The following is a 26315-nucleotide window of genomic DNA, read 5'->3' as shown; positions in this document are numbered from 1 at the left end:
GGGTTATGGCAGGCCGCAGTCTACCCTATGTACAAGATTTATTTGCAGTGTTATCCGAAATCTATCGCATTTCCATTCATAAATCGATCGTTTGCATACTGGCTCCCTATGCCCACAGCTTCAAGAACGTGACCAACCCCATGCTCCGGCATCGTTTCGACGAACACACCCCGCGTTATTTCACTAAACATTTTTATCAGCCGCCACACGGACCCGAGTCTCCGGCCGTCCCGCATTATCTCGACCTAGGCGATCTTCCATTCGATTTCCGCTTGATTCGGATGGAATGCTTTTACAACGATATCTTTCATTCGCCTATTTACGAATCCGAAGAACTGGACGAACTTGGGCGGCTTCAGAACAATATCGTGGATGAAATCATGTATCATTTTGTCGTTGTAAAGGAGAACATCTCCCCATTCGAGCTTGACCAATTGTCACGCCAATCCCATATGGAACCCTCCTGCGTACAATCACTGCGCAAAATCGAAGAACCACCGGAATTAATGGAAGAACTAGAGCCGCACCTTCCAAAAGAGAGTGAAATCGTACCGCCAACGCCCCCGAAACGTTCCTTGGCGCAAAGACGCCACCACAAAAAGGCTCCGCGAATTTCAAACAGCCCCAAGAAACGATTCCGCTATTTTCGATAAATTAATTGCCTCGTCCCCATATGGACAGACAAAATCAAAAGTTTAGGCTCATACTAATGAGTTGGTAGAAACTTTTATGGAGTTGTCTTTCGGAAAGGGAGGTGAATCAACATTCCACTCATCGTGCGGGCAACTGTTAATGCAACAGGCGCCATTACCTTTACGGGAAACACTTTGGGTCTCAGTCGTTCCGAGGTGTCCGGCGTTCCCGGAACTTCCGATAGCATCGGCGCATTCGTTACAACCAACACCGCTTTGCGATACGGCACCTATCCTTTTGGCACCACGGATAATTATTTGCTCAACAGCTCATCGGCCGTCCTGAATCTTCCCGCGGGCAGCTCCGTGCTTTACGCAGAGCTAATCTGGGGCGGCACTTACGTTAATGGCACCACCAATCTGACGGCAGCCATTAATAATCCGGTATCCTTCGCGACCCCCGCCGGTACCTCCAATGTATCGCCGGACTCCGCTACGAGCAACATCTTTGACCTGGGCGGAGGAGCCCTTGGTTATGTTCGAACGGCAAATGTGACGTCGCTGGTTCAGCAAGGCGGCGCAGGAACTTATACAACAGGTCGGGTTGTCGGCACATTAGTTATCAGCAATGATCCGACCGCCAACAATGCCGGATGGACGCTCGGCGTCATTTATCAGAATGCCTCGCTTCCATTCCGCAATATGTCTCTGCGGGCAGGAGCGGTTCTTGTTCAGAGCACCTCGTCGGCTGTTACGACTACGCTTACCGGTTTTTCGACGCCTGTATCCGGTGTGCTCGGAGGGCGTGCCTTGTTCAGCGCCCAAGAGGGAGATGCCAACCGTACCGGCGATCAAGCGCTCTTCGGCCCTACAACTGCGGCCTTGGTCGCTTTGTCGGGTACGAATAATTTCGCCAACAACTTCTTTGCCTCCCAGATTAACAACGATTCAGGAGCGGTAAATACATCAGGCACCTTCGGAAGCCGCAACCAGACCAACGGCGCTCCCGGAAGTAATATTGTGGGGGGAAGACAAGGCTGGGATATTACCAATGTGGATGTATCAGCCCGATTGGTCAATAATCAGACATCTGCCGTACTTCAATTAACAACCTCGGGCGATGCCTATGTACTGAACGCCAATGCCTTGCAGATCGATATTAACGCACCTAGAGTCGGCGTGACCAAATCCGCTAATGTAGCCGGCTCACTGACCGGGGATACGATCCGATATACGGTTACCGTCACCAATACAGGAACGGCCAATGCGACCGACATGATCGTAACTGACAGCCTTCCGGCCGGATTAACCTTCGTTGCGGGAAGTGTCACGGTCGCAGGCGTACCGCGACCGACGGGCGATATTATAGCCGGCGTTCCGGTTGGCACGCTGACGCCCGGTGCGTCCATTGCCGTGGCTTACAGTACGCGAGTAACGTCCATGCCCGGCACGCAACAGCTCGTCAACACAGCCAATGCCTCCTTCAACTTCCAAAGCGTTGCCGGCGGCCCGATCACCCCTGCCGTGATTCCGTCCAACGGAGTAACCGTGCCGGTGTATTCGCCGATTCTGGCCATGAACAAAACGGCAAKCACGGCTAATGCGACTGTAGGAAGCACGGTCACCTACACCATTGTTGTCGCCAACTCCGGCAATATTGCCGGCACGACGACCGTAACGGACCCGATTCCCGCTGGCACTTCATTCGTGCCGAACAGCGTGACCGTGAACGGCGTGACGGTGCCGGGAGCCAATATTGCTACCGGCGTTTCGGCAGGGTCCATTCCGGCGGGCGGCTCGGCTACCGTTACCTTTCAGGTATTGGTTCAAAGTCTGCCTTCTCCCCCGCAGCTGGTGAACCAAGCTAAGGCCGCGTATACGTTCACCGTTCCCGACGGCCGAACCTCATCCGGCTCGGCAGCATCGAACACCGTGACCTTGCCTGTTGCCCTTCCGAATGTAACTGTCGTCAAAAGCGCCAGCGTACCGGACGCTTCTGTTGGAGAAGCTTACACCTATACCGCCGTGATCGCCAACAACGGGACCGCTGCCGTCACGAATATGACTCTGACCGATGCCATGCCGAGCGGGGCTGGTCTTGTATCGGGCAGCGTAACCCTGAATGGAACGCCTCAGCCGTCAGCCAATCCCGCAAGCGGCATTGCCATCGGCACCTTGTCTGCGGGCAGTTCTGCAACCATCTCGTTCCAAGTAACGTCTTCATCGCTCCCCACGCCCGCGCAATTTGTCAACCGAGCTTCCGTGGCGTACAGCTCCGGAACGTTCAGCGGCGTATCGTTGTCCAATACCGTCACCGTCCCTGTCTATCAGCCGATTATCGCTACAGTGAAATCGGTTAACCAAAGCGTCGCCACCGTCGGAGATACATTGACCTATATGGTATTCGTCTCGAATACCGGCAATTTGGCCGCGCAAGCAACTTTAACGGATACACTTCCGGCAGGTACCTCCTTTGTACCCGGAAGCGTGACGGTCAACACGGTCTCCATCCCGGGCGCTTCGCCGATTGTCGGCATATCTCTCGGCTCCATTGCGCCAGGAAGCTCTGTTCCTGTCACGTTTCAATTCGTCCTGAACACGCTGCCCTCACCGCCGCGGCTCGCGAATCAAGCAACGACGGCGTATTCGTATCAACTGCCGAGCGGGCGCCCATTTACAGGCTTTACGTCGTCTTCCAATGTGGTCGACATTCCGGCTACCTCGCCTAATCTGACCGTCACCAAAGCAGTTAACAGCACGATTGCTACGATTAACGACATTTTGACATATTCGATCGCCGTCACCAACAACGGCGTTGCAGCCGTTACGAATGCCGTTTTCTCAGATAACCTTCCAGCCAATACGGTTTTTGTAACCGGCAGTACCGTCGTGAACGGCATACCCTTGCCAAACGCCGACCCTAGCGGAGGCATCTCGCTTGGAACCATTGCCGCAGGGGCTACCGTGCCGATTACCTTCAACGTCCGTGTAGCAGCCGTAGCGCCGACCATCCCGGTACAATTAAATAATCGGGCCAATGTGAGCTTTACTTCGGGCAGTTTTACCGGTTCCTCCTCTTCAGCAGTGATCACAACGGCCGCCTACTTACCTGTCATTGACATAGTCAAGGACAGCAGTGTCAGCACATTGACCGTAGGCGATACCTTTGCGTATTCACTGACTGTCAATAATACCGGCAATTACCCGGCTGAAGTTCGATTGGAGGATATGTTACCGCCTGAGGTTGTTTTCGTGCCGAATAGCGTCATTATTAACGGTTTCCCGAATCCGGGTGTCGATCCGACTACAGGCATCCCGCTGGACACGGTATCCGCAGGCGAAATCAATGTCGTAAGCTTCTCGGTTACGGTCGTATCCCTGCCCAATCCACAGCAGCTCTCTAACCAATCCAATGCTTTATACAGCTATACTTTGCCAGACGGAAGAATGTTTGAGAGCAGTTCCGCTTCCAACACGGTCGTCGTCTCCGTATCCGCACCCAATGTCTCCACATTCAAAAGCAGCAACAGCAGCTTATCGGTAGCCAGTGGAGATGCGGTCATGTATACCGTATTGGTCACAAACAACGGGGCGGCTCCGATCAACAACGCGGTCGTAAGCGACATGATGCCGCAGGGCACCAGCTTTATTACCGGAAGCGTGTTTGTAAACGGTGATTCCGTGCCGCTTGCAAATCCAGCTCTCGGCATTCCAATCGGTACATTAGCCCCCAACGCTTCTGCTACCGTAACTTTCGAGGTGATGGTCAACATGCCCACTCCATCCGTAATTTCGAACCAATCTACGGTCAGCTTTACTTCGGGCGCTTTCTCGTCGGCGTCCCAGTCCAACAACGTGAATATTCCCGTTACGCAGCCTGTCTTTACGCTCGTGAAGTCTTCGGATACGACCAACGCTTCAGTTGGAAGCTCGGTTACATATTCCGTCGCCGTCTCCAACACAGGCAATCTGGCGGCACAGGTTATATTGACCGATGCCATTCCCGCCGGCACAACGTTTATTCCGAACAGCGTGGTCGTTGGAGGCTTACCTGTAGCCGGTGCCGATCCGGCTACGGGTATTCCGGTTGGGTACGTGGCTGCAGGGGCAACCGTGCTCGTAACCTTCAGTGTGCTGGTCGCTACTCTGCCGAGTCCTCAGCAGCTTGCCAACCAGGCCACGGCAGACTATACCTTTGTACCGCCGGATGGACGTACGCTGTCAGGCATTGCTCAGTCCAATATACTGACCATTTCCGTTTCCGCCCCCAACATTTCAATTGTTAAGAGCTCCACGAGGACCAATACGACAATCGGAGACATCGTTCCCTATTCCGTTAGCGTCACCAATACAGGCATTGCGGCAATAACTAACACGATATTTACCGACCCTATTGCTCCCGGCTCGTCCTTCGTGACCGGATCGGTTACGATCAACGGCGTGCCTAACACGGCCGCAATACCGGCCGCGGGCATTTCGCTAGGTCCGATCGCGCCGGGAGCAGTGATCACGGTCGCCTTCAATGTCCTGGTGGAATCCCTTCCTCCTTCCGGCTCTCTCATCAACCAATCGTCTGCAACCTTTACTTCCGGTGCCTTCTCGGGGACAGCCTTCTCCAACACCAACGTCACACCGGTTAACCAACCGATTGTGACAGCTTTGAAATCAGCGGGAGTCACGGCCGCAACGGTTGGGGATACACTGAATTACACCATTGCCGTTACGAATTCCGGTAACTACGCCGCTACGGCAACAGTAACAGACACCATTCCGACGGGAACCTCTTTCATTCCGAACAGCGTTATCGTGAATGGCGTGCCTCATGCCGCAGAATCGCCCGTAACGGGAATCGCTGTCGGCTCCGTTGCACTGGGAGCAACCATTCAGGTTACCTTCTCCGTCTTGATCGAGTTCCTGCCTACGCCGCAGCAGCTTCTCAATCAGGCCTCGGTCAGCTTCGCGTACACGCTGCCTGACGGACGTCCGTTCAACGGCTCGATTACGTCCAATACAGTTACGGTAGGCGTAACCGCACCGAACGTTTCTGTAGTCAAGACAACGCTCACTACCGCCTCCACCGTCGGGGACACTATCGCGTACAACATTAATGTAACGAATAACGGAATTGCGGCAATCAGCAATACACTGTTAACTGATCCGCTTCCTGCAGGCACTGCTCTAGTTCCGGGCAGCGTGACCGTCAACGGCGTAACTCAGCCATCTGCAAATCCGGCAGCAGGCATACAACTCGGCGATATAGCGGCGGGAGCCTCCGTCCCGGTCACCTTCAGCGTCACGGTTACTTCGATTCCGAATCCGGCTGTCGTCAATAACCAGTCGTTCGTCAGCTTTACTTCCGGCGCCCTCTCGGCAACGGCATTCTCGGAGATTATAGCTACACCCGTGTTCCAGCCATCTCTGACCGTCAACAAAACAGTCAGCAGCACGAACGCCACTGTCGGAGATACCATTGTGTACTCGTCAACGATTACGAACGGCGGAAATATCGGAGCAACGACTACGCTAACCGATCCGATTCCGGCCGGAACCACTTTGGTACCGAACAGCGTACTGTTGAACGGAGCCAGCTTGCCCGGCGCAGACCCTGCCGCTGGCGTACCGCTTGGCGTGGTTGCGCCTGGAAGCCCCGTTACGTTAATGTTCTCTGTCATCATCACATCTTTGCCGCCAACCCAGCAGCTGGTGAATCAGTCTATGGCGGGCTTCAGCTACACGTTGCCGGATGGACGCGTCTTTACGGGATCGGCCCAGTCGAACACAGTCACCTCGACCGTTTCTTCGCCAAATGTGACTACGGTCAAGAGCACAACCTTTACAGCAACAACGATAGGCGACATTGTTCCTTTCTCCGTTACCGTAACCAACGCCGGAATTCAAAACGTTACAGACGCTACTCTGTTTGACCCAATCCCTGCCAATACGGCGTTTGTTCCAGGCAGTGTCAGCGTAGACGGCGTCCCGCGTTCCGGCAGCAATCCGGCATCCGGTATCCAGCTTGGAACGATTGCGCCTGGCGGCAGCKTTGTGGTCAACTTCAACATCACCGTCACGTCCTTGCCGACTTCCGGCTCCTTCAGCAACCAGGCTACCGTCAGCTTCACGTCCGGCGCGTTCTCGGGAACATCTCTGTCCAACACGGTTACGCTGCCTGTAGCGCAGGCGATTATCGGCGTTGTCAAGAGCTCCAGTGTACCTGTCGCAACAGTTGGCGATACAGTCGTCTACTACTTGAACGTCACCAATACCGGAAATACGACAGCTACGGTTACGCTCACGGATCCGGTTCCAGCCGGAGCGGAGTTTGTCCCCAACAGCGTCATTATCAACGGCGTGCCTCAGCCAGGCGTTGATCCCGACATGGGCATCGTAGTCGGTACCGTTGCGCCTGGAGGAACGATTACGGTTACGGTTTCCCTTCAATTAACCATCGAGACGCTGCCGTCTCCGCAGCAGCTGGTCAACTCGGCCGTGGCTAATTTCTCCTTCTTGCTACCCGACGGAAGAACGGGCATCGGCTCGGCGCAATCCAATATCGTTATCATTCCGGTATCCTCTCCGGATGTCAGCGTGGTCAAGAGTACGCTCGCTGTTGACGCTGTTTCCGGAGATGAGATTACTTACTCGATTCTTGTTACGAATAACGGCATTTCCACCGTCAACAATGTCGTGGTCATTGACCCGATTCCGGTCGGCAGCACCTTTGTCGCTGGCAGCGTCACCGTGGATACCGTATCGGTACCGACGGCGAATCCTTCGGTCGGCATCGCCGTAGGCTCCATATTAGCAGGAGCCACATCAACCGTAACCTTCCGGGTGCTTGTGTCATGACACCCGATATGGCCAAGGAAGAAATTCTGCTGAACCAATCGCGGATTCTTTATAACGCAGGCGGTACTGCATTCGTTACGTATTCCAACACGGTGWGCACGCCTATCGTTGGCCCTGTCATCACCTTGGTCAAAAGCTCGGAATCGACTCAAGTCTTTCCCGGCTTGCCGGTCATATTCGCCGTCAACATTACTAATACGGGTAACCGGGAAGCGGATATCACCCTCTATGACCTGCTGCAGGAAGGAACGGACTTTGTCCCCAACAGCGTACACCGGGATGGCGCGCCTCTTCCGGGCGCCAATCCCGTGACCGGACTGTATCTAGGCAGAATCGGAATGAATCAATCCGTGAGAATTACTTTCCAGCTTATGACCTCCATGCAGATTACGAGCGAGCAGCTTGGTAACCAAGTGCGGGCAGATTATACGTTCCTCGCGGCTGGAGGGAGGTTGGTCGAGGACAGCGTTTTTTCCAATACCGTCACGCTTCCGGTCATCCGAATGAATAAACCGGATGTAACGATTACCCTTACGGTGAACAAAGCCCTCGCAAGTCCGGGGGAAACCCTTCGGTATACCGCACGTGTATCGAACAATGGGGACGTCGCCGCCGATGTGATTCTGTTCGCCGTCATACCGGGCGGCACGCTATTCGTTCGTAACAGCATTACCTTGAACGGCGTTATGCAAAGCGGGGAATTGGTGACGACAGGTATCGCGCTAGGAACGGTTGCCCCTAGAAAGCAGTCTGTCGTCACCTTCGAGGTGATGATTACAGGCAGCAATATTGTGTCGCCGGCTCAAGTTTTAGTTAACCAAGCCAGCACGGAAGGCACTTACAGAAGTACGGGCGGAGCGGTTGCACGACTGGATCCTTCGTTTTCCGGAACGGTTTCTACAGAGGTCTGTTATCCGCACTTTCAGCTTGAAGTAACAACGAATCCTCTCGTCGTAGAACCAGAGGCGGTTGTCGATTATAACGTCGTGCTGACGAATACCGGGAATTGGGCAGCGGATGTTACTCTGAATCGCCTTACGATCAGGCAAACCTCCCTAATACGCGGATCAATCCGCATAAATGGGGTGCCTGCCGCAGATCCGGATGCCTCCGGCTCCATTTCTTTGGGGTATGTATCACCGGGAAGAGCCGTTCAAATCAGTTATCAGATTTATGTGAGCCCGCTAGTAACGAGCTATGTCCTGCGAGGCATTGTCACAGCTCACTATTCGTATGAGCTGAACGAAATCTATCATCATGGAGAAGTGAACTCGGGCGGTTACGTCATTTACATTGAAAACTCGGATGAATAGAAAGGTGCCCCTCGGGGCACCTTTCTTTGTTGTTTCCGGCCATGTCTTATACGATTTTTCGTACAATGCCCCTGACTCCTTACGACTTCCTTCGCACTTTATGTGGTTTATCGTACAAAAATCTTATCTTATAACCGTTGCCAGCCTGTATTATACGATATTTCACACAATGCCCTACCTGAGGAACATTACCTGTCTGAATTGTACGATTTCTCGTACAATCTTCTGACTCGAGAGCGCTTTTTATCTATGAGAGCAATGGTCCTTCCAGCGATGTCCGACTCTGAATTAACGAACAAGAGGGTGCCCTTTGGGGACACCCTCTTGTTGTTAGATTGTACTAAATCTTGCTGACTACTTCCCTATTCTGAAGCAAGGCTACCAGGTAAGCCAATGTCAATCCTTGGCCCCAGCCTTGCACTCTCTTCTTGGAGATGACTTTATAATCCTCTGAACTATACATGACCGCCGTGCCTGCAGATACATTGCGGACCGAGCCGTCTTCATCAATGTTGGCCAAGATCCCTTTATAAGCCTTGGCCATATAGTCTTGATGAAGAGGATGCGCATAGGATACCAGCGCGGCAGCAATACCGGCGGAAGCAGACGTTTCCTCGTAGGAAGTATCATCATTCAATACCGTGCGCCACAGACCGTCCGGTGATTGCAGCCTCGCTAGAGAGCTTAATTGATCGCCAAGCGCACCGCCGATTTGCATCCACATCGGCATGAAGGGATTCAACATTTTGTAAGCTTGTGCCATCGTATAAGCGGCCCATGCATTAGCTCTGCCCCAGTAAATGCCGGACAGATGATCTTGCCTCACATTATCCCAGGCGTGATAGAATAAGTTCGTCTTCGTGTCCTGCAAATATTCTTCATGCCAGTAAAATTGATTAAGCGCATCGTCGATGTATTCCTTTTTGTCTAGTTTGAATCCAAGGCGAAGCAGGAAATAAGCTGCCATGAACAACGTGTCCGCCCACGCCTGCTCCGGAAAATCATTTTTGGACGATACCGTGTGCTGGAACACGCCATTCCCGAATCGGATCGCTTCCTTGCTTAAATATTCAGCTTTCATCAAAGCCAAATCCAGATACTTCTTGTCTCCCGTGGCTTCATGCAGGGTCAGCATCGTATGGCCCATGGCACAAGCATTAACCATCATTGGCGGCAGACCGAGCTCCAAATACTCGTCCACCCATTTGACTAGAAAATCGATGTATTCTTGATTACCCGTTACTTCCCAAGCTTTGCAAATCCCGTAATAAGCTACCCCGCAAGACCAATTCCAAGTGAAATCCATGTTCATGGTTCGGCGAACTACACGGTCAATAAGTTCTTTTACTTCCGCTTCGTTGCATTCGAATTTGCGCATATCATCTATTCCTCCCTATCCTTTCTCTTGTCAAAAGAAACGATTCTCATGCTCCAAGATTAACATGAAGATAGGAGTGATTTCTCCGCATTTATACACATCTATTCTCCAAACCCCGCAAATATTGATATAATAAAAACAGTCTAACGCCAGTGAAAGGAGCTTTCCATATGACTGTTCAATCGCTTCCCGACACGCTGCTCCTCGGCTCAATAAACGAACCCTTGTGGATCGAATTCGACCGGAGATTCGGCCATCATTCCATGACGAACACCCACTACCATAAGTCGTACGAAATTTATTATTTATACAGCGGAGAGAGGAACTTCTTTATCGGAGACTCCGTCCACCATGTTCACCCTGGCGATATGGTGCTCATCGACTCCGACGTCGTCCACAAAACGTCAGGGCTCAGCGAGCCCAATCACGTACGGGTCGTTCTTCATTTCGGCGAAGCCTTCTTTAATGGCATTTCGCAGGAGGATATAGATCTGCTTTTGGCCCCTTTCCATGATGGTCATCCGCTAATCAGACTGAACCTGCAAGAACGGATGCACGTGGAAGAGCTGCTTGGTTCTCTGTTGACCGAACTTAACGAGCAGCCTCCAGGCTATCAACTGCATATCCGGAACATGGCTATTGAACTAATGCTGTTCACCGCTCGCCATATTCGGAAGCGCAAAACATTGCCTAATATGGAGCTTACACCCGTCCAGCAGAAAGTAACGGATATTATACGTCACATTAATCTGCACTACCGGGAACCGCTCCATTTGGACGATATTGCCAACCATTTTTATATTAGCAAAGGCCACTTGTGCCGTGTCTTCAAGGAAGTCACAGGCTTTGGCTTTACCCAGTACATCAACATTACCAGGGTCAAAGAAGCCGAAAACTTGCTGCGCGAAACGAACTGGAGCATTACTCAAGTGTCGGAACACTGCGGATTCGAGAACTTCTCCCACTTCGGCAGAGTGTTCAAAAAGCTGTCTGGCCTATCTCCCCGTACGTATCGAAAAGAACGATCTCGATCGGTCTAAATATAATATGAGCTTTTTAAAAGTAATTATTTGACATCGGCACCGCCTCAATGTTATATTGTGCATACACAACATACACAATTATGGAGCGGAGGTACGATATGCTGGCCTTAGAGATCAAAGCATTAAACAAAAAGTATGAGCATTTTCAATTGAAAGACGTGTCTTTTCAACTGGAAAAAGGTTATATTATGGGCTTTATYGGAGCCAATGGCGCAGGAAAAACAACCACTATCAAATCCATCCTGAACTTGACTCGCATGGATAGCGGCGAGATTCGTATTTTGGGCAAAGATTTGATCAAACACGAAGTCGAACTAAAACAAAATATCGGCTCGGCGTTTGGGGATATCGATTTCTACACGCGCAGCAAAATCAAGACCTTAACGAACGTAATCAAAAAGTTCTATCGCAATTGGGATGATCAAGCCTATCATAATTATCTAAAAAAATTTAACTTGAATGAGAATAAAAAAATTGCCGAGCTATCCACCGGTATGAAAGTAAAATACAACTTGGCCTTAGCTTTATCGCATGGCGCAAAAATCCTTATCCTGGATGAGCCTACGAGCGGACTTGATCCGGTTGCGAGAGATAATCTGCTGGATATTTTTCAAGAGCTGGTCGAAGATGGCGAAATCACCATCCTGTTCTCCACCCATATCACTTCCGACTTGGAAAAGTGCGCGGACTATATTACTTACATCCATAACGGACAAATTATTAACAGCTCCGAGAAAGAACAATTCATCGACACCTATCGTCTGGTGAACGGGAGCAAAGAGCAATTGGATTCGATCAAGGACAAGTTGATTTCCTATAAGAAAAATTCATTCGGCTTTACTGGCTTGATCCATACGAGCGATTTCGATTCCTCTTCGGATATCAAATCAACCGCGCCCAATCTCGAAGAGATCATGATCTACTTCTCGAAAAAGGAGGATAATGATGTATAACTTACTGATGAAAGAAATGAAGTTAGGCGTAAGTCCCTTCTTTTATGTGATGCCTTTTTTGACGGGCGCCTTAATGTTTATTCCCTCATGGTTGTATTTCCTAGTCATCCTTTACTTTTGCTTCATTACGATACCGAATATGTTCGCAGGCTATAAAACGCAAAACGATCTCATATTTACGAGCATACTGCCTGTAACCAAAAATGACATGGTAAAAGCAAGGGTATCCGTTATTGTCATTATGGAATTGCTGCACCTTGTAGTGGCCATGATCTTTGGCTTCATCAGTATCCGCTTATATCCGAATTTGATCTACTATTTCTTCCAGCCCTCGTTAGGATTCTGGGGACTATGCTTCGTCATGGTTGCGATCTTCAACATCATCTTTATATCCATGTATTATAAGACAGCCTACAAATACGGCGCTGCGTCGATTGTTTCCATAACGGCTGCCATTTTGTTCGCCATAGGGGCGGAATGGCTCGGAATACAAAATTCGTTCGTGCATGATCTTTTCAAAGGAACCGGTGCCGATAATCTCGCTCTTCAATTTGGAATCCTGATCACGGGCATAGCCATATTCGCGATTTGTACGTATATCGCTTATCGTATTGCCATTAAACGGTTTGAGAAAGTGGAAATCTAATGAACATAGCTATATCGAACACCTCTGAGAAGCCTATTTATCAGCAGCTTTTTGAACAAATCAGCGCACAAATCCTGAAGGGCGAACTAGAAAACGGATATAGCTTGCCTCCCATACGCCAAGCGGCCACAGAACTTCGCGTCAGTATCATTACCGTCAAAAAAGCATGGGAGGAGCTCGAGCGGCTTGGTTTGATCTACACCGTAACCGGCAAAGGATGTTTTGTTACCGAGCTCTCCCCCGATGAAATGCTCCAAAAACGAAATGAAATGATCCTGAAGCAAATGATCATCGACACCTCGTATTACAAATCCTTCGGGCTTTCTGTAGAGGAAGTGTTTGAGCTTTTGAAGGAAATTTATTGATTATAATTTAATTGGAAAAAATCAGCAAACAAAAAAACGCATCCCTCAGGGTGCGTTTTTTCAACTAATATTACACCGTAAACTTCTCGTTATTTTGAGTAGTTAAGGAGCTCTCCTTCTGCGACACTCAAGATCGCATCCATAGATTGAATCGTCATCCTCCTCTGCCAGATATTTGTACGGATGCTGCAGATATATGTTGAATTTGCCCTTTCAAATCAAGCTAATAAGGCCGTTGCGGACAGAGACGTCTCTATCAATGGCATCCCGTTCAGTGTGAGATCATTACGGACCGAACGAACCGTAATCATCCCATTTCAACAGTAATTACGGGTTTGGCATGCTTTTAAAGCTATCTGGGTCCGTAATGACTACAAATTGTCCGATATGCACCGTTTAGAGCCCATATTGTCCGTACTTCCACAGCCTCATTATTTTACAGATCGAGACCGAGATCAAGTACGTTGTTCAGCATGTGCATGATGATCGCCACCGACTGATTGCGGTTAGCGGTACCATTCGGTGCGAACTTACCTTCGCCGACACCGTTCACGATGCCTGCTCGGCTAAGCTGATCGATATGGTCTGCAGCCCAATGACCGCTGATATCGGAGAACTTTGATACTCCGTTAGCCTCGCTCATGTTCAGCACACGAGCTAGGATTGCAGCCATCTCGGCGCGAGTGATCTCTTGGTTAGGATTGAACGCGCCATTGCCTGCACCATATACGATACCTGCGCGATGCAATGCTCTAATGGATGCATCTGCCCAGTGACCATCCGTGTCGGAGAAGGAACCGTCCTCTCCTGTCGTATCCATACCTAACGCACGAACGATCATCGAAGCGAATTCAGCTCGGGTTACATGATCCGAACCTTTGAACTCACCGTTAGGATCGCCTTCGACAATGCCAAGCTGCGAAGCATATTCGATTGCTTTTGCAGCCCAATGCGTCCCCGGTACGTCAGAGAAGTTGGCCGGCGAATTCGCTTGCAGCGCTTGCTGTACATTAGCCTTTATCTGCTCTGCGTTCGCGATGGCTTTGTTCAGTACCGGCTTCTCCGGAGTGGGCTTCTGTTCCGCGGTACCGGAATCCGTTGACGAGTCAGGAACCGTCGGAGTTTCCGGATTCGGTGTCGGATTTGGCGTCTGCTTCGTCGTCACCTTGATCTTCAGTTCCGCTGGCTCGCCTGCGCTGAACACGAAGGTCAGGACATCATCATTCGATAGCGTTGCCAAGTAGCTCTTCTTGATCGTAACCGTTTGCTTGCCGTCCAAAGTTGCAGCAGCGAGGCTGTAATCGGTGTCAGCAAGTACAGTATCACCCTTCTTGATTCCTGTGAGCGTGTTTCCTTTTAGTATAACCGTAACCGTGATGTCAGCTCTAGCATTCTTATAGAACGTTGCCGTCGTTGCCGAAAGCGTAGAATTCACCGCTGGCGCATCCGTATAGTAGAGGTTGGGCGCCGGAAGCTGCATCGCCTGAACTTCGTCTCGTATGTCTTCACCCAGGTAGAAGCTCAAATGCTCCGGCTGGTTGTACATAGCGTTCTGCGAGTTCGCCGCCAAACGATACTGCGGATCATGCATCAGCGTGAAAATCACATTGTCCGTCGGAATATCCGTCGTGTAGATTCTTAAAGAATTGTTGTCGCTAGTGCGAACAAGAACCTCGTCGCGCCAGTCTCCGAGGATATCGGCGATCAGGCTTGGATTCGCCTTTGTTCCGTTGTTGGAATAGGTTCCGGTCAAAGTCTGAAGCGTTGTAAGCTCGCTGTTCCCGGTTTCAATCTCATAATTAAACTTCGTGATGGATGGCGCGCCTGTTGTGGTCGAATTATCCGGCCCGTCAAAGAACTCGCTAAGCAGGTCTCCGTCCCAATACAGGATGAAGTTAACGGGAGCCTTGTTAGCTACGCCAATGCCTCCGACATCGGTTGTAATAACCTCGCCGCTCACAACATTGTACATAGGCGTCGATATTCCCCAAACCTCGAAGCCCGGCAAAGGAGTTACATTCGCCGCAACGCCGCGCCCAACATCGCCTAGGTTTGCCGCATACGTCCACACAGGCTCCCCTGTAGAACCGCGAACCAAGGTTACATTGTTCGGAGGCCCGGCTTCATGCGGCTGGAACACATAGATCTCGTTGCTGCCCGGAACCATTGCGGCTACGTGCAGAGCGTCACCGTGACCCGCAGCTACTGTACCCCTGGTTCCGTTGGTGCTCCACAGGAGCGTTCCGTCTTGGTCGATCGTGACGCCGCCCAGCACTACCTCGGTATAACCGTCAAAATCCACATCGGCAATCTGTAAGTTATGATTGCCTTGATTACTGCCGGCGTTCCAATTCGCTAGCGTAAACGTCCAGAGTTCCACAATGTTGCCGTCTATGAACTGATAAGCAGCTGCAAAATGCGGACCGTAGTGACCTCGCACCTCGATAACCGTAGGATAAGGCTCCGCGCCATACTCGCCATTCTTCGGCATATAGGCCGCCGCTCCGTTGAAGCGATCGCTGCGGTTATTGTTGGTGTCGCCCCAGTTGGAGGTTATGTTGTACGGCGCAAAATAATCGACCGTATCACCCGGCGTGCCTGTTTCGCCGTTGAATACCGTTAAGGTTTCCGGGCCGGACGCCACTCTGCCAAGCGCCGTATTGTTGACCTGGTTATCATTTGACGGGTTTTGAAGTCCGCCTACCCATACCGCTTCAGGGTCGCCCAATACCCAAGCCGGAGTGTCAGTCAGGTCATCGATCGTACCGTCCGCTTTAGGAAGATACCCCCTGGTTCCGTCTGCTGTTTTAACCGAGAACTCGGCTTTTCCGTCCTGATCCAGATCATAGAAGTTGAACGCGCTGTGATGCGCGCTGGATACGATATTGATACCCAGGTTGATTCTCCACAGCAACTTGCCCTCAAGGGTATACAAGTCGAATATCGTCTCGCCGGTATGCCTGTTTGTAAGGCCCGGGTCTTGCGCCTGAGACGGATACCATTTTACAAGAATCTCATATTGTCCATCACCATCAACATCCGCTACGGAAGTGTCGTTGGCTGTGTAGGTAATAGGATCCGCACTGGATGTCGCGCCGTAAGCAAGCGCCGGGTTTGGACGATCCGCCGGCCTCTGCATCGGAATATCGATATGATTGTTGGCCCATGCAGTTGCAGGATTGCTTATTGCGCCGGTACTTATCGTCTCTACCTCGTAGAAATCTCCGGTTGTACCGCCTGCGTCAACATAATCCAGCACAGCAACCGGTGACGTGTTGACCTTATCGCCGTTTCTGTACACGTTAAATGTTAAGCCCTTGTTATATTCCGAAGCGAGCAATCGCCATGTTACAAGTATGCCTTCTCCGCTGTTTGCCGGAACGGCTACAACTCCTCTGTCCAGCCACTCCATTGAGTACGGCTCGGATGTCATTTTGTCTTCATAGCGGTTCTCAATGTAAAGCTTCGCTGATACTCCCATTCTGTTGACTGCTACGCCAGGTACACCCGCAAGCGTTCCTACATAGGAGAATACGCCCTGCTTATTCGGGTCATAAACCAACTCCGCGGCTGTTGCAGACCATGGGGCTTCTGTCAATTCCCAGGTTACGCCTACCGATTCGGTAGTGCCGCCCGCCACCTTAACATTAATGGTTGCCGGCAGATTAAGCCCTGCCTCATCAGCCACATCCCCGATGTAAACCGTCTTAAACCAACTCTGCCATGTATTATTGTCCGCTGCCCCTGGACGCTCCGGCAAGAAGTCATATGGCAGCACTTCTGTTATCGTGTCCGATGAAAGAGGCTTTGTAAAGAAGTACAAGTTATCGACGCCATTATCTACAACGCCGAGGTTATTTCCTCCAGCACGCTCGCCAGTAAGAACGAACGAGCTTATCTGGCTTCCCTCAAAAGGAACCGTCAGCACCGACGGCTCCGCCGCGGCATTATCCCTCGGAACAAGGGAAACCGTAGCGATCATCGTGTCAAAATCAAACTCTATGCCTACCGTATACCATATATTAACCTCGTTATAAGTAAACGCATGGTAACGGTTGCTGCTCCAAAAATTAGCCGGGTTAGAGCCGGTTGGTCCCGGTAAAGCCCCTGCAAACGCGCCTATTGTCCTTGCGCCGTTATAGGTGCCTGTTCTTAAACTAAGCAGAACATTGGATCCATCCTGGAAACTTAAATTAAACGTATTCTGCGCGGTGGAAACCGCTGGAACCTTCCAGTCCAAATTAGCATATACCTTGCTGCCGGAAACGGCATACGGCAAATCTCCCTTACCGCCGCGGTTGCCTGAACCGGACGCGGCAAATCCGAAATAATTATTGACTTGCGGAGCRTCTTCTCTGGCAAGCGTATGGTATGTACCGCCAGCGAATATCCATAGCGGGGTTGCAGCGTCACCTGCAAAATTGCTTCCGAATTGCTGCGTGTACCCATCTGCTAATAGGGCAGAAAAGTCCGGAGTAGGCTCCGTAATCGACGGCACATAGGTTACATTGATACGTACGCTGTTCGTAATGGAACCGTCCATATTGGACACAGCCGTAAGAGTGGCCTCGCCTTCGCCGACCGCAGTAACGGTTACGCTGTCATCATCGTTTACAACGATAGCGGCAATGGTATCGTCACTGATCGACCATTTAAACGTTCGGTCGGTTGCATTGATAGGCATGACAACCGCGCTGAATGTGGCTGAATGCTTGTCGGCAAGCGAACCTTCTCCATATTCCAAATTAGCGGTGGAAGTTGGGGATATGGTTATTTCGCTCGGGTTGATGATCGGTTTTACTCCACCGGACGAAGCGGCCTTGAATAGGATATTATCAACGCGCATTCCATAGGTGCTTTCATCCCAGTCAACGCCCGTAACCGCGTTAAACCTTGCCCAGGTCTGTCCGCTTGCCCGGCTCGCGCCTATGCTCATGCTGGTCAGCTCATCGGAGCCTATTGCGATTGGCTGAGGCGTGGTGTATGCCAGTGAACCGCCGTCGGTAACGCTGATTGATGCCTCTTGTGCCAGAAGATCAACGTTTATAGTTGCCGAAAGTTTGGTCAAGCGCGGCACGCCTGTTAGCGCGTTAGTGGCACTTCCTATTGCCGGAGCGTTATTGGCTGTCATATTTCCTGTGTAGTAGGATACGGTTGCCGGTGAGTTCGCATTAGTTCCGCCTCCGGCAGTTCGAAGCGTTACGACTTGATCCGCACCGTCGTTAAGGCGGACATCGAGCGAGTTCGCGCTAGGGCGGGTAATGTCAACCCACCAGTCAAAGGTGACTTCAACCTGATCTTTGCCGGTAAGGTCATATTCGCCGCTATCAAGAGGAAGAGTCCACCAATAACTTGCTTGTTTGGCCGTGCTCGAATCGGTATCGGATGGAGGTTGAACGCGAAGTACTTTGGAGTCAAAATCAGCTACCGTAATTGATCCGGAGCCAGTGGCTGCCGGAGCGCCGGTTACGGTCCCTGCCAGCTCGCCATCCTCAAAATCCAATACATTGCCCACTTCTGTCAAAGGGGTTGATGCGGTGCCCCCATCTTCTTCCGCGCCCAAAACCACCGCGGGCATAAGCATAAATGCCATGGAAACGACGAGCAGTACAGACATGTACTTCTTAAGCCTTCTCTTCATTTACTTCACTCCTCCTAGCCATGCATAGAGTTGCAAGTCCCGCCTCATTAAGCTCATTCTCCGGTTCCCCTTCGCTAAAGCGCTTTCAATTCTCGTGCTCTCACCTCGCGTCTGTAGGGATATACTGAACCGAATATGGATGTTCTTACAGTGGCAAGAATGTGTTTGAAGTATAATCCATCACCGACTTTTTCGTATATGATGATTATTGATTGTCATTGTCATTTTTGATTTTGTATCAACAATCATAGGTAGAATCAAAAATGTTCTATACGGCCAAGACAATTCAAGTAAATCGAATCCATCATTCTCCTCAAATCAAAAATCCACAACCTCACCCGGTTGTGGATTTACATCGTCTCGTTACTTCTCCCGCTCCAGCAAATATCGGGCCGAAAATTGGTCCGTAATTAGTACGTTCGCGTACCCACCGGTCAACGCACCGAAGATACCGTCTACCTTCTTTGCCCCGCCGGCAACTAGAATGGACTGTTCCTTCCGCTTTAGCTCGTCCAGGCTGATGCCGATCGTCCGTTGATCAAGCTCCTCCGAGCAAATGTCGCCGGCCGTGTCGATATAACGGGAGCAGATGTCTCCTGCCCCTTTCGCTCGAATAATAGCCAGTTCCTCCTCGGTAAAATAGTTCGCTCGAATCAGCACCGAATCCTCGGACGGAGCTCCTACTGTCACCACGGCGATATTAGACTGCTTGCCTAGCTCCAAAATATTGCGGATATGGCGATCCTTCTCGATCGTCTGCTTCACGATCTTATGATCGACCAGCGCCGGCAACGGGATGAAATACGGCATGGTGTGGAATGCTTTGCCGAACAAATGTAAAACTTCATACGCATATGTATTCGTCTCCGAGTGGCTGACGCCGCCGTTCAACTGTACGACCTTGACGTCGCGGACAGGCTTGTCCTTCAGATGAAGCGCCACTTGATACAGCGTCGTCCCCCATGTAGCGGCGATAATGTCGCCATTCTTGACCGTATCATATAGATAGTGGGCCGCTGCCTCGCCGATGTACTTTTTGACAACGCCGTCCTCGTAATGCGGCACCGATGCGACTACCGCTTTCCTCAGCCCGAACTTCGTCTCCAATCTTACCGCAAGAGCACCGTTGTTTTCTCCCGGGTGGACGATCTTGATTTGCACATACCCTTCGTCCTTCGCTTGCTGCAAGAATCTCGAGATCGTCGGACGCGAGACGCCAAGCTTCTGGGCGATTTCCTCTTGATTGTGATTTAGTTCATAATATAGTCTTGCCGCATCTATCATTTTGCTAAGCTTATCTTCCGCTCGCTCATCCGCCATTAGCACCCAACTCTTCTCAACATGAATCATTATTTTCTTCAAAACTATACCAAATGGCCGTCCTATTGACAATGACTGCCGCGCATGCAAAAGAGCCCCTGCCCACTCGCGAATGCAGTGAACCGGGACTCTTGCACAATCTGGTTAGCTTATGGTCTCCTTATTGCTTGTTCTTCAAATACTCCAGAACGGAAAGCAGCAAGGTAACGACCTCAGCCCTCGTTGCGTTTAATTCCGGCTCGAACCGGTTGCCGCCCATGCCTTCAATCAAGCCCTCTGCATAAGCAGCCGCAATATACGGACGAGCCCACAGCTTGATGTCATCGGCATCGGTAAACGTTGGCACTGCATCGGGATCGACCTCAATGCCCAGCGCCCGCACTAGAATGATGGTCATCTCCGTCCGTGTCAACGGATTGGACGGACGCAGCGTATTGTCCTCATAACCAGCGATGACTTGTTCCTTGACCAACTGGGCGAAAAATGATTGCGCCCATGCCGGCACTTGATCGGCATCCGCAAAGTTCAATTCGCCGCTCGATGAAACATCAAGCTTAAGCGCTCTGCCTATCATCGTAACAAACTCCGCTCTTGTCGTTTGGCCATCAGGACGGAACGTACCGTCCCCGTAACCGCTAATAAAGCCCGCTTCGATAGCAGATTCGATCGACTCCGCGGCCCAGTGGTTGCCCACATCCGTAAACGAAACTTCCGGCGCCTCCGGAGTAGGAGTAGGTGTCGGTGTCGGTGTAGGTGTAGGTGTCGGTGTCGGTGTCGGTGTTGGCGTTGGTGTCGGCGTTGCCGTCGGTTCCGGTGTTGGCGTTGTTACCGGCGGTTTTGGCGTTGGCTTCGGTGTCGGTGTCGGTGTCGGCGTCGGTGTCGGCAGCGGACTACCGTTCAAATCAACGATCCTTCCCTCGACTGCTGACGTAGACGCCGTAATCGTTCCAACCTTCTGGATATACTTCGTAAATACCTCGTAATCCGGCAAATAAAGCAGATTAACGCGTCCCTCTTTATAAGCCTTCTCCAGCGAAGCGTAGAAGTCTCCGCCTTTGGCCGTGAACGCATTAGTTGCCACTTCATAGGTCGCGTTCAGATCAAGAGGAACATAGCTGTTGCCATTCTTCACCTCTATGCGCACGACGCGCTCGTTCACCGGCTTGGTTGAATCATAGTCGAATCGCATGCCCGCAACATGCGGGAACCGGCCGTCCTTTGTCGTCGTAATGGTGGAGACACCGTTCTCCATTGCTTCCTTGATTTCTTGTCCCGTTAACGAAATGGTAACCAGATCGTTATTGAACGGAAGAACCGTAAGCACTTCGCCTTGCGTAATCGCACCTGCATTGATCGAGTCGCGGATGCCGCCGCCGTTCTGCAGCGCGATGACCGCATTCGTGCCAGCCGCCTTGGCTGCGGCCAGCATGCCGTCAGCAATCAGATTGCCGAGATTCGTCTCCTTCGAGCGTACGTCCGCTCTTACGCCGTTCAGTATGACTTCCGTATTGCCGACCTCCGTACCCGAAAGCTCAACAATACCCGGTTTATACTTGGTATCGAGGATCTCTTTCGCTTCCGCATCCTCGGCCACGACATACGCCGTGCCGTTCTTCGCGTCAATGGAGATCAGCTCTTCGTCCCATTCCGTCAGAACGCCTTCATCGTTAAACATAACTTCGAGTCTGCCAAGGAATTGGCCCTTCTCCCCGGTTTGCACGATAAGCTTCGGCGCGTTCGGGTCGGTATTGTCGACAACCGCTTCGTCCAGCTTGGTATGGCTATGACCGCCGACAATAATGTCGATGCCGTTAACCGCTTTGGCAAGCTCAACGTCCGCATCGTAGCCCAGGTGGGATAGCACGATGATTTTATTAATGTTTTGCCCCTTCAGCATGGCAACCGCAGCAGCAGCCTTAGCCTCCGCGTCCTCGAACTTGACGTCGCCAGGCGAAGCGATATTCGCCGTATCCTCCGTCGTCAAGCCGATGATTCCGATCTTCTCGCCGTCAACATCCATAATAAGCGCCGGATAGATCGTTTTGTCGCTGCCCGGATTTCCGATTTCATTCTTGAACATCTCTTTCAGAATCGCATCATCCGAGAAGTTCACGTTAGAGGAAACGAACGGGAACTCGGCATTGCCGATAAAATCGGCAAGCACTCGCGAGTTTTTGTCAAACTCATGGTTGCCGAACGTCATCGCGTCGTAACCGACCAAATTCATGAATTCGAGATCCGCTTGACCCAGATACTTGTTGAAATACAGCGTACCGGAGAACACGTCGCCCGCATCGACAAGAATCGGATTCGTCGCGCCCGCTTTCGCATCCTTAATCGCCGTCACGCGGCGAAGGACGCTATTCGGCGAGCTGGTTGTATCCAAATTCGCATGCGTGTCGTTCGTATGCAGAACCGTAAGCGGGAAGCCGGACGGCTTCTTCAGGTCGAGCTGCGCCATAACGGCGTCATGATCGGATACCCGGCCGTCCGACGGCGAGAAGTCCGCGTTCAAGTGGACAACGTCCGCCTCAGCGCTTGCAGTCAGGTTTTTGCTGACCAAAATATGGTCAAGCACCTGCGAATTGCCGTCGAACGTATACGTGTACCGTTCGTTCAACGGAAGCTCGTCGATCAGATTGTCGAGCTCGTTTCCTTTCAATATCTGTGCCGTTGGAGTGAATTGGAAGTCGTTCAAGTCGCCTAGAGCGACAATATTGGCCTCCGAATTTTTCGTAAGCACATCCTTTACAAAGCCGTTCACGATTGCCGCGATTTGATGACGCTGCGCTTCGCTCGACAGCACAGGAGGTTGAACGACGCCGAATGGCCCGTTGTCGCCGCCTTTGGAATTAAAGTGGTTGGCGATGACGATTACTTTCTCGCCTTTGAATTCGAACTGAGCCGCAAGCGGCTTGCGCGAGCTGTTGAATGCAGGGTTCGTCGGATCGATTCGGCCCGGATTGTAGTTCAATTCATTCGTAGCGGCTGTGTATCCAACAGCTTCGATCGCGGAACCTTTCCGATCGTTCTCGCTGCTAGAGAGGCTTACGCGATCCGGATTGTAAAGGAACCCTACGCGAATATTTCCGCCTGGCGCTCCGCCATCCTGGTTGTTCTGAGGAGCGATGTCCGTGTAGACGTAATCGGGACCGCCTTCAGCTTTGATCGCGGCGATTAAGTCGGATGCATCCGCTTCAACCGTGCCGTTATTCGTTTCGCCGTTGCCGTCCTGCATCTCGACGACGCCGATAATATCCGGTTTCTTCATGTTGGATACGATCGATTCGGCCAATTTCTCCGTCTTGGTCGCCCCTACGCCCGGGTAATAATTTTCAATGTTATAAGAAGCGATTAATAATTTATCGTCGTTGATTTCAAGCGTAGTCGTTTCACGCTCGAACGTATTTTGGGTAATAGCCGGCAAGCCGTTCCATGCCGGAATCACCTTGAAATTGCCGTTGTTGTAGCCAATAACGCCTGTTACGTCGCTATTGAACTTGTCGCCTGTACTGACTTCCTGACCCGGATCGCCGTACGCGATCAAGAGACGCTGCGGATTCAGGTTGTTCAGCTCTTTAAGCACCAACCCTCCTGCAGCCGTAACAACGTCGTTTGCATCATTTTCGATTCTTGTCGGTATATTGTACAGCATGGAGTTGCCGTTTCCGCTTGTCCAATACGGACTCAAAATCGTAGGCGTTGGCAGCTTAACGAGCATGCCCTCCAAGGATTCATAGAAGTCGATGGCATCCTCCGATGGCTGGAACTGCGTCATCGGAACGGTGTCATTGTCGATGATGGATGATGGAATCACTCTGCCGTTCTTGCCAAGCGTGACGGCTTCAGGCATCGCCCCGGTCGGAGATAAGATTGCTCTTGCGGTCATCGTAATTTGCGTAGACGTTAAATTGCTTGTGCTTCCTTCATTGTACTCGGATACCGCACCCGTCACCGCAACCTGGCTCCCGATTGTCGGCTTCAGCGATTCGTTCGTGCTGTATACGAAGATCCCTTCGGAAGTGTTGATGTTATCATCGGGATTCGGATCCTGCATGAAGAACCCTTTGTAAGCGCCCGTGGCGAAGGTGTAACCGTACTGCGTTACGACGCCTTCAACGTCCGTAACCGTCTGTCCCGCATATTCCGACGAATGGGATTCGCCCTGAATATCGTGGATGCGCGGGGCCACCGAAGCCTCGTATTCGAACGTATAGACATCGCTAGTCTGTCCGCCGGCAACGGCTATCGCTTTAATGACAACGTCTTCGCTTACCGTAATCGGTTCGTCATAGAGCTCGCTTGCAGCCGTTGGGCTAGTACCATCCAGCGTATAGTAAATCACAGCTCCGCTAGTCGGGCTCGAGAGAGTTACCGAGCTTCCGATAATAATTCGGCCTGCTCCCGGACTTGCATTTACCGAAAGCATATCCTCTACCAGCGCGGCATCGTTTAGCGGAATGAACTGATAATCCGCGTTAAACTGCTTAATCACACCCGTTATTTTTTCAAAAGTTTTATTTACCGATAATTTCGATAGGCTGGAGTAGATTGTAAAGGTGTTGCCGCCTTGGCTAGCGGTTACTTTGCTTCCTTCTTTGMCGGTGATCGTCACATCTTCAAGCGTAACGAGCTCCGCCTCGTGAGCCTCGCCGTTAGCCGCCGACAAATCCGCGCCCGTTAACAGCTTTGGTTCCGGTACGCCGGCATCCTGCTGGGCGACCTCATAAGTTAGCCCGGACTGAGGCTTAATTTCCTCTAGATTACTGTAAATGTCCATAACGCCGCCGACCTCGACAAGGTCTCCGACCTCCGCAAACGGCGAGAATCCGTACAACACGATACCGCCCGTTTCGTCCTGAATGTACATTTCGGCACCGTCAATGTGCGTCACGACGCCTTCGGTCCACACATTTTGCGCCTTAGCGGTCGTACGCGCCGCAGCAACGCCCGACTTTTCCAATATCGTATAGTCGAAAGTCGACTCCGGGCTGTCCGCCATACCTTGCGCCTGCGCGTAAGCTTTGATCGTTGTCGCTTCGTTTATTACGATCGGTCCCGTATACGGCTCGAAGTCTTCCGTTCCTCCCGATCCATACACGGAAGCATAGACAGAGGCACCAACCGTTGCAGACTCCAACGAGATCTCCGTACCTGCAGGCCAAGCATTGGGCCTAGGCGAGGCCGTAACGGGACTTACGGCAAGCTCGTTATAGCTGCTGTTGCGAGGATCCGGCGTTTTAACTTCAAAATCGGCCGAGTTATTATCCGTATCCTCTCCGCGACTGCCTTCCGCTGCGCCTGCAGCGGCCTTCCGAATAGCTGCGGTCGTGTTCGATAATACAGGGGTCGGACTCGTCTCTGATAAGTTTGCCGACCCGAAGCCTACCAAATCGATTGTAGTATTAGAACCGTCAACCAAATCCACTTTCCCGTTCGTGCCACTCAAGAGTAACGTTCCGACTGCATCGGGAGCAGGCAGATCCTTCGTCCCGCCTGTGCCTGCCGATTGCTTAATTAGAAAGTAGCCTTTGGCATTAATTGTGCCATTTATAGCCGTAACATTAGCAGCATCAAACGGATTAGCAGCACTGGCATAACGTACCTTCCAATTCGTCATTGTGACCGGAGAATCGGTGGGGTTGTACAACTCGATAAAATCATTTTTGTACTCTGCCCCGTTGTTGCCTCCGCCCCCGTACACTTGCGAAATGACAACATGATCAGCCGACGCTGCCCATACTGGCGCGCCAATGCTTCCGAGCGTACTGCCGACTACCATAACCGCCGCTAGCATCATACCTGTCTGTCTCTTGATACGGGAAATCCAATGCAACATCTTTCTTTCTCTCCTCTCTCCTACCAAAAATTTCACAATAACTAGCATTACATCCTTAATAGAGTAGTTCTCATTTGTAATCAAAGCATCAAAATGAAATTAAGTTCTAGTAAACATGAACATTTGTTCAGATGCGACAACAAAAATCCCCTTCTGCAGACATGCACACGATCTGGTTACAGAGTGTTTGCACGATGAAGTAAGGGGATCTAATCGTTTGGGCCCAACCGGAACGAGCCGCATCATTCTATGTCATATATACTAACATCACTTATGCTGGCTAGTATACAGTGGAGCCATACATCTGTCAATCGGCTGAAATAACTTGATATTTTT

Annotated in this window: 11 protein-coding genes; 7 read left to right on the top strand and 4 right to left on the bottom strand. The window is 51.2% G+C overall.

Translation table 11 applies throughout. From position 1 onward, the window contains the following. The 3 genes from AB4Z33_RS20570 to AB4Z33_RS20560 form a co-directional block, all read left to right on the top strand. The coding region (locus tag AB4Z33_RS20570) for a hypothetical protein (RefSeq protein WP_442051678.1) at positions 1-653 on the top strand (653 nt) is incomplete at its 5' end. A gap of 123 nt (positions 654-776) precedes the next feature. Then, on the top strand, positions 777-7481 hold the full coding sequence (locus tag AB4Z33_RS20565; RefSeq protein WP_442051677.1) for a DUF7507 domain-containing protein: 6705 nt from the start codon (positions 777-779) through the stop codon (positions 7479-7481). After that, complete coding sequence (locus AB4Z33_RS20560; protein WP_442051676.1) at positions 7478-8794, top strand: hypothetical protein; 1317 nt, start codon at positions 7478-7480, stop codon at positions 8792-8794. The genes AB4Z33_RS20565 and AB4Z33_RS20560 overlap by 4 nt, the downstream gene beginning before the upstream one ends. Positions 8795-9134: 340 nt before the next feature. Here the strand turns inward: AB4Z33_RS20560 and AB4Z33_RS20555 are convergent, their stop codons facing one another. Beyond that, complete coding sequence (locus tag AB4Z33_RS20555) at positions 9135-10172, bottom strand: glycoside hydrolase family 88/105 protein (RefSeq protein ID WP_442051675.1); 1038 nt, start codon at positions 10170-10172, stop codon at positions 9135-9137. A gap of 170 nt (positions 10173-10342) precedes the next feature. Between AB4Z33_RS20555 and AB4Z33_RS20550 the strand changes: the two genes are divergently transcribed. From AB4Z33_RS20550 to AB4Z33_RS20535, 4 genes are all read left to right on the top strand, one after another. Then, the gene (locus AB4Z33_RS20550; RefSeq protein WP_442051674.1) at positions 10343-11212 is read left to right on the top strand and encodes an AraC family transcriptional regulator; all 870 of its coding nucleotides are present in this window, start codon (positions 10343-10345) and stop codon (positions 11210-11212) included. A 101-nt stretch (positions 11213-11313) separates the two neighbouring features. Further along, positions 11314-12168 (top strand): ABC transporter ATP-binding protein, encoded by an 855-nt coding sequence (locus AB4Z33_RS20545; RefSeq protein ID WP_442051673.1) that lies wholly within the window; start codon positions 11314-11316, stop codon positions 12166-12168. Next, entirely contained in the window at positions 12161-12814 is a 654-nt protein-coding gene (locus AB4Z33_RS20540; protein WP_442051681.1) for an ABC-2 transporter permease, read from the top strand. The genes AB4Z33_RS20545 and AB4Z33_RS20540 overlap by 8 nt, the downstream gene beginning before the upstream one ends. Then, positions 12814-13179 (top strand): GntR family transcriptional regulator, encoded by a 366-nt coding sequence (locus AB4Z33_RS20535; RefSeq protein WP_442051672.1) that lies wholly within the window; start codon positions 12814-12816, stop codon positions 13177-13179. The genes AB4Z33_RS20540 and AB4Z33_RS20535 overlap by 1 nt, the downstream gene beginning before the upstream one ends. Positions 13180-13615: 436 nt before the next feature. Here the strand turns inward: AB4Z33_RS20535 and AB4Z33_RS20530 are convergent, their stop codons facing one another. The 3 genes from AB4Z33_RS20530 to AB4Z33_RS20520 all read right to left on the bottom strand — a co-directional run bounded on the left by AB4Z33_RS20530 (position 13616) and on the right by AB4Z33_RS20520 (position 25979). Further along, the gene (locus AB4Z33_RS20530) at positions 13616-18820 is read right to left on the bottom strand and encodes a rhamnogalacturonan lyase family protein (RefSeq protein ID WP_442051671.1); all 5205 of its coding nucleotides are present in this window, start codon (positions 18818-18820) and stop codon (positions 13616-13618) included. 363 nt (positions 18821-19183) lie between these two features. Further along, positions 19184-20140, bottom strand: coding sequence for a sugar-binding transcriptional regulator (locus AB4Z33_RS20525; RefSeq protein ID WP_442051680.1), 957 nt, complete (start codon positions 20138-20140; stop codon positions 19184-19186). A gap of 160 nt (positions 20141-20300) precedes the next feature. After that, positions 20301-25979: a 5'-nucleotidase C-terminal domain-containing protein gene (locus tag AB4Z33_RS20520; RefSeq protein ID WP_442051670.1), complete on the bottom strand. Its 5679-nt coding sequence runs from the start codon at positions 25977-25979 to the stop codon at positions 20301-20303. Positions 25980-26315: the final 336 nt, after the last annotated feature.

It is taken from the genome of Paenibacillus sp. 2TAB19, assembly GCF_052115185.1.
Classification (GTDB): domain Bacteria; phylum Bacillota; class Bacilli; order Paenibacillales; family Paenibacillaceae; genus Pristimantibacillus.
This window is presented reverse-complemented; position numbering and strand designations above follow the sequence as displayed.